Consider the following 3,737-nt stretch of genomic DNA (forward strand, 5'->3'; position numbering starts at 1 on the left):
TCAAACTCGTCGTCTTTGTCATCAAATTTATCATATTTATAAACTTTGATGAATCCAGATTCCAATTGCATCTTTAAAGAAAAAATAGGCATTTTGACTATTTTGTAAAGATTTTTATAATGTTGAATAATTTGTCTTTCAACTTCTTAAGCATGTCGTTTGCTGTTGCTGGACGAACATTCAAGTATTTCGCTAACTGATTTGTACCCGTAACTCCTTGCTCATTTCCGTTACAAGTTAAATTAAGTAAAGCCTTTAAGTAATTTTCTTCTGTTTGAGTTAACATATTTGTAAAAATAGAAATTTGAACGTAAAAACAGAGTTAGAAAGTTTTATAAAGAAATAAAAAAACAAAAATGTTAGCTTAAATTTGCACTCCTTTTGTCGTAATTAAATTTCTTGTCAATACAGAACTAAACCTTAAACTAGTTTCGAGGTTATTAAATAATAAAAACCAAAATGCCCAATAAAAAACTCATTCACAATCAAATTTTAATTGAACTAAAAAATCGAATTAATAACTTGAAATTAATCTTGGGAGAAATGTTTGATGCTGCTTCTGGAAATGATGTGAAAAATTCAGCTGGAGACAAACATGAAACAGGTGTGGCAATGGCACAATTGGAACAGGAAAAGTTGACTAAGCAAATCAATGAATTATTGAAATTGCAAGAAAGTTTACAAAAAATAAACCCAAAGATTGTACAATCGAAAATCGGCTTAGGTAGTTTGGTTAAAACCAATAATGGATGGTATTATTTCTCAGTCGGAATAGGAACTGTAACTGTTGAAAATGATTTGATTTTTGCAATAAATCCTAAAGCTCCAATTGGAGAATTATTAATCGGAAAAACCAAAGGCGATATGGTTCAATTTAACGGAAAAATAACTGAAATTTTAAGTGTCCAATAGTTGTTTATTGAAAAAATAAATTTCTCCAAACACCAAAAAAAGTTTGTTTATTATTGAATTTAAACTTCGCTATTTTATCTTTTATTTAAAAATCACTCTAGCGAGTCATTTTGAAAGCAAGATTTGGATTAATTTAGATTTTGTTTTCAACGCGTATTTTATACAACTACGCTAAGACAAAAGAAAAAATAGCTACATTACTTCATAAAAGCATACATCAAAATATTTGCTCCCATTTGAAGTGCTTGCTTTCTTTTTTCTGGTGTGTCGTTGTGAACTTGTGGGTCTTCCCAACCATCACTTAAATCGGTTTCATAGGTGTATAAACATAGAAGTCTTCCTTTTTCGATGATTCCAAAAGCTTGTGGGCGTTTGTCATCGTGTTCATGTATTTTTGGCAATCCATTAGCAAAAAGATTCGGTTTTTGAAAAATAGGATGATTTGACGGTACTTCAATCAAATCATTGTTAGGGAAAATGCGTTTTATTTCTCTGCGAATGTATTGGTCCAATCCATAATTATCATCAGAATGAAGAAATCCACCGGAAAGCATGTAGTTTCTCAAGTTGATTATTTCAGCATCACTAAACACCACATTGCCGTGACCAGTCATATGCACAAAAGGGTAAGAGAAAATTTCTGAGCTTCCGGGTTCAACCCTTGCTGGTTTTGATTTGATATTGGTATTAATCGTTTGATTCGCATATTTTATCAAATTGGTTAACGAAGTTGGATTCGCATACCAATCGCCACCGCCATTGTATTTTAGAAGAGCAATTTCCTGGGAAAACCCAAGAGAAGTAATCAATAAGCAAAGCAATATTATTTTCTTCATAAATTTGAAATCAAAAATTGTTGTTGATTAATCTTCATTAATAAAAACCACACTATGACAAGCTACAACTGCCGCAGTTTCTGTTCGTAATCGTGTCGTTCCCAAAGATACAGGAATAAAATTAGCATCAATAGATTGTTGGATTTCTTTAACAGAAAAATCGCCTTCAGGGCCAATTAAAATAGTAACATCTTCATAAGTCATTAGTTCGTTTTTCAACGATTTTTTATCCGTTTCTTCGCAATGCGCAACAAACTTTTGTCCGCTATGTTCTTTTTTTAGAAAATCTTTAAGAGTGATTGGTTCGTTTAATTTTGGTAAAAAATAATGTAGCGATTGCTTCATTGCTGATTCTAAAATCTTCTGAAATCTATCGGTTTTGATCACCTTTCTTTCCGAATGCTCACAAATAATTGGTGTGATTTCTTGTACGCCGATTTCGGTTGCTTTTTCGAGAAACCATTCGTAGCGCTCATTCATTTTGGTTGGTGCAACAGCTAAATGCAAATGGAATTTTGGAGCGTCTTGTTTTGTAAATGAAATAATTTTTACAGTGCATTTATTGTCTAAAGCGATTGTAATTTCGGTTGTAAATATAAAACCTAAACCATTTGTAACATGCAATATATTACCTTCTTTTTTACGCAATACTTTAATTATATGTTTGCTTTCTTCTTTGTCAAAAACAAAGGAGGTTTGGGTGTCATTTATGGTTGAATTATAGAATAATTGCATTGTTTTAAAATTCAATTCGTGCTTTAGAAATTACATTAGCATCTGAAAATTTATCGTGTAAATATTTTTGATAACCTACAATTCCAATCATTGCAGCATTATCTGTAGTGTATTCAAATTTGGGAACAAAAGTTTTCCATCCGTATTTGTTTTCAGCATCTCTCAAAGTCTGACGTATGCCGGAATTTGCAGAAACCCCTCCGCCAATGGCAATCTGATTAATTCCCGTTTCTGTAACAGCCAATTTCAATTTATCCATCAGAATTTCAATAATGGTCTGCTGTACAGAAGCACATATGTCAGCTTTATTCTCTTCGATGAAATTTGGATTTTCCAACACATTTTTCTGAACAAAATACAAAATTTGAGTTTTCAATCCAGAAAAACTAAAATCTAAATTGGAAACTTTTGGTTTAGTAAACAGATACTTTGTCGGATTACCTTCTTTAGCAAATTGATCTATTAATGGACCACCTGGATATGGAAATCCTAATATTTTTGCGGTTTTGTCGAAGGCCTCACCAACTGCATCATCCGAAGTTTCACCTATGATTTTCATATTAAAAAAATCATTGACTTTCACAATTTGTGTATGTCCACCGGAAATGGTTAAGGCCAAAAAAGGAAATTTTGGTTTGTCAAATCCTTCTTCGTCAATAAAATGAGCCAGTATATGCGCATGCATATGATTCACTGCAATTAAAGGAATATCCAAAGCCAACGCCAAAGATTTTGCAAAAGAAGCACCTACTAAAAGCGAACCCATCAGTCCTGGACCTTGAGTAAATGCAATAGCTGACAACTGATTTTTGGTGATATTAGCTTTCTTTAAAGCGACATCAATTACTGGAACAATATTCTGTTGATGTGCTCTTGATGCTAGTTCCGGAACCACACCACCGTATTCTTCATGTATGCTTTGTCTGGCTACTACATTAGAAAGTACTTTATCATTCTTCAAAACTGCAGCTGCAGTATCGTCACATGAACTTTCAATAGCTAGAATAAAAACTTCTTCGGTATGCATAAAAGGCGCAAATTTTGATTTATATTTGACAATCGATCTAAGAAAATCAAATGTAAATATTTTTGCAAAGTTAATTTTCTTTCCCAAGTCAAAAGAATAATTGGAAAAAATTAAAACAAATACTGGTTTTAAAAAATTTCGAAAAATAGTTTTACGCAGTATTATAGCGTTGATTTTACTATTATTACTATTCAGTATCGCTCTTTCTTTACCTTTTGTTCAAACCA

5 protein-coding genes are annotated in these 3,737 nt (G+C 32.1%); 1 reads left to right on the plus strand and 4 read right to left on the minus strand.

Features of this window, described 5'->3' with window-relative positions; all coding sequences use genetic code 11:
• Positions 1-97 precede the first annotated feature (97 nt).
• Entirely contained in the window at positions 98-286 is a 189-nt protein-coding gene (locus ACOYLP_RS11360) for a metal-dependent transcriptional regulator (RefSeq protein ID WP_422856287.1), read from the minus strand.
• A 173-nt stretch (positions 287-459) separates the two neighbouring features.
• Between ACOYLP_RS11360 and ACOYLP_RS11365 the strand changes: the two genes are divergently transcribed.
• Complete coding sequence (locus ACOYLP_RS11365) at positions 460-912, plus strand: hypothetical protein (RefSeq protein ID WP_422856288.1); 453 nt, start codon at positions 460-462, stop codon at positions 910-912.
• Positions 913-1,109: 197 nt separating this feature from the next.
• Here the strand turns inward: ACOYLP_RS11365 and ACOYLP_RS11370 are convergent, their stop codons facing one another.
• Genes ACOYLP_RS11370 through tsaD form a run of 3 tightly spaced genes read right to left on the minus strand, consistent with a single transcriptional unit; the run spans position 1,110 to position 3,510 of the window.
• Entirely contained in the window at positions 1,110-1,748 is a 639-nt protein-coding gene (locus tag ACOYLP_RS11370; RefSeq protein WP_422856289.1) for a DUF4159 domain-containing protein, read from the minus strand.
• Between the two features lie 27 nt (positions 1,749-1,775).
• On the minus strand, positions 1,776-2,483 hold the full coding sequence (locus tag ACOYLP_RS11375) for a 16S rRNA (uracil(1498)-N(3))-methyltransferase (RefSeq protein ID WP_422856290.1): 708 nt from the start codon (positions 2,481-2,483) through the stop codon (positions 1,776-1,778).
• Positions 2,484-2,487: 4 nt separating this feature from the next.
• The gene (gene tsaD / locus ACOYLP_RS11380; protein WP_422856291.1) at positions 2,488-3,510 is read right to left on the minus strand and encodes a tRNA (adenosine(37)-N6)-threonylcarbamoyltransferase complex transferase subunit TsaD; all 1,023 of its coding nucleotides are present in this window, start codon (positions 3,508-3,510) and stop codon (positions 2,488-2,490) included.
• Positions 3,511-3,737: the final 227 nt, after the last annotated feature.

This window comes from Flavobacterium sp. (assembly GCF_049318325.1).
GTDB lineage: Bacteria > Bacteroidota > Bacteroidia > Flavobacteriales > Flavobacteriaceae > Flavobacterium.